Raw genomic sequence first — 2,213 nt, 5'->3', positions numbered from 1 at the left:
CTCGCGCACTGCCCATTTCAGCGCCGTGACGGCCTTCTTGGAATCGGTGACGACGGGCGTGAGCAGATGCGGGATGCCGTCATAGACGGACAGTTCCAGCATTTTTGGGTCGACCATGATGAGGCGGCATTCCTCCGGCTTCATCCGGTAGAGCAGCGACAGGATCATGGTGTTGATGGCGACCGATTTGCCGGAGCCGGTGGTGCCAGCGACCAGCAGATGGGGCATCTTGGCCAGGTCGGCGATGACCGGCTCGCCGCCGATCGTCTTGCCGAGGCCCAGCGCCAGCTTGCAGGACGTGTTGCGGAAGCCGGCCGATGCGATCAGCTCGCGGAAATAGACCGTCTCGCGCGTCTCGTTGGGCAGTTCGATGCCGATGACGTTGCGGCCGGGCACGACGGCGACGCGCGCCGAGATCGCCGACATGGAGCGGGCGATGTCGTCGGCCAGGCCGATGACGCGGCTGGATTTCACGCCAGGCGCCGGCTCGAACTCGTAGAGCGTGACGACCGGACCAGGCCGGACATGGATGATCTCGCCCTTGACGCCGAAATCCTCCAACACGCTTTCGAGCAGGTCGGCGTTCTGTTCCATCCGCTCCTGCGACATGTAGAAGCCCTGGCCCTCCGGCGGCATTTGCAGCAGGTCCTCGGACGGCAGCTCGTAGCCGGACGGGGCGGCCGACGGCACCACCTTGCCGGCGACGGGCAGAGACGGCGCGCGCTTCGCGGTCCGGGCGCTTTTTGGAACGGAAATTGGCGCGGCAGGCTCCGCCGCGGGCGCGCGAGGTTCAATCTCCACCGAAGCAGGCCGTGCGGCAGGCGTGCCGGCCTGTGCAGGGCTTGCGGCCGGCCCGTTCGAACGCCATTCGATGATGCGGTAGGACGAAATTGCCTCGACCGGGGCGGCGGATCCGGACCGGATCGGTCGCGCCGGAGGATGCACCGGCGCGGAGGTGGGAGGTGGCGACGATTCGTTCAGGCGAGCCCGTGCCAGGCGCTCGGCGAGCAAGGGCATGCTGAATTCGAAAAACGCATCATCGGAAAGATAGGACCAGCGGAATTTCGGCGGCTGCGCCTTTTGCGCCGGAGCAGCGACCGCCCGCGGCGGAGCGGCGATGGCCTGTGGCGGCTTGACGATGGCCTGCGGCGGCTTGATCGAAGCAGTAGAGGGCGCAGCAAGGATTTCCCGGGCCGGCGCGACCGGCCGGGGGGCCGACGGCGCGGGGCGGACGGAATCGCCGCGGGAAGGCGCCGCCTTGGCCGGTGGTTCATCATCCGGCTGCGCCGTGGGCCGCTTGTCGGACTCCGGCGTGCGGGTGAAACGCACATTGGGCGCGAGGAAGAAATATTGCTGCCAGGTCGGGCGGCCGAACTCGCCGCCTTCAGTCGAATCAACCGAGGCGGCAGCGTCCGAATCGCCTTCATCGGCGGCTCGCAGCGTGACGACCTGCCCGGTTTGCCGTTGCGGCGGCGCGGCCGCGCCATGGTGCCGGGCATCTTCCGGATGACTGCCATCGCTGTCGCCGTAGGGGGAAGCGCCGGAAGGATTGGCACGGGTAAAACGCATGGATGTCACACTCGAGATTCGTCGAACAAACGTGTCCCGAGACATAGGAACCGATGGTTAACAAGCTCTTCCGGAGAGCTCCGATCGACAGTCGATTTAGGCTGGAGCACGGACGTGCCCGGCGGACACCGAGGCCGGTTACGACGCTGTCTGCGTCGCGTCGTCAAGGCACGCCGCGAACCTTCGCAACCGCTCCGCGCGCTTCAGGTTTTCACACCGACTGTGCCGCCTGCTCCTCGGCCGCGAGCTTCTCGGTCCCGTAGGCCTTCAGGAACATGCCGACGCCCGACCTGACGACATGGTCGATCTCCTCCTGGCTGGGGGCCTTGGTGCGGTAGGAGAATATGCACTGCCGGAAAATACCGGCCAGGCAGAGTTCGGTGAACTGATAGGCGGCAAGATCGACATCGTCGATCTTGAGCAGGCCGCGCTCGATGGCGGCATTGAGGAAGGCCATGACCTTGTCATGGCCGCGTTTCGGGCCGCGCTCGTAAAACCGGGCGCCCATGTCGGGTATCCTGTCCGCCGCGCCGATCACCGTGCGCTGCGCCTGGATGACCTTGGCCGAGGTGATCTTGAGCGACAGCACCTTGCCGAACTTGACCAGTGTCTCGCGCAGATCGCCGGCGCGATCGAGCATCTCG

Annotated in this window: 2 protein-coding genes; both read right to left on the bottom strand. The window is 66.3% G+C overall.

The window, feature by feature from the left end:
• The coding region (locus tag EN738_RS33700) for a DNA translocase FtsK (protein WP_281034342.1) at window positions 1-1,569 on the bottom strand (1,569 nt) is incomplete at its 3' end.
• Window positions 1,570-1,780: 211 nt separating this feature from the next.
• Window positions 1,781-2,213: TetR/AcrR family transcriptional regulator C-terminal domain-containing protein (locus EN738_RS33695; protein ID WP_189606110.1), on the bottom strand; the 433-nt coding region annotated here is incomplete at its 5' end.

It is taken from the genome of Mesorhizobium sp. M4B.F.Ca.ET.017.02.2.1, assembly GCF_003998955.1.
Classification (GTDB): Bacteria; Pseudomonadota; Alphaproteobacteria; order Rhizobiales; family Rhizobiaceae; genus Mesorhizobium; species Mesorhizobium abyssinicae.
The sequence above is the reverse complement of the archived record's forward strand: the minus strand, read 5'-3'. Positions and strand labels throughout refer to the sequence as shown.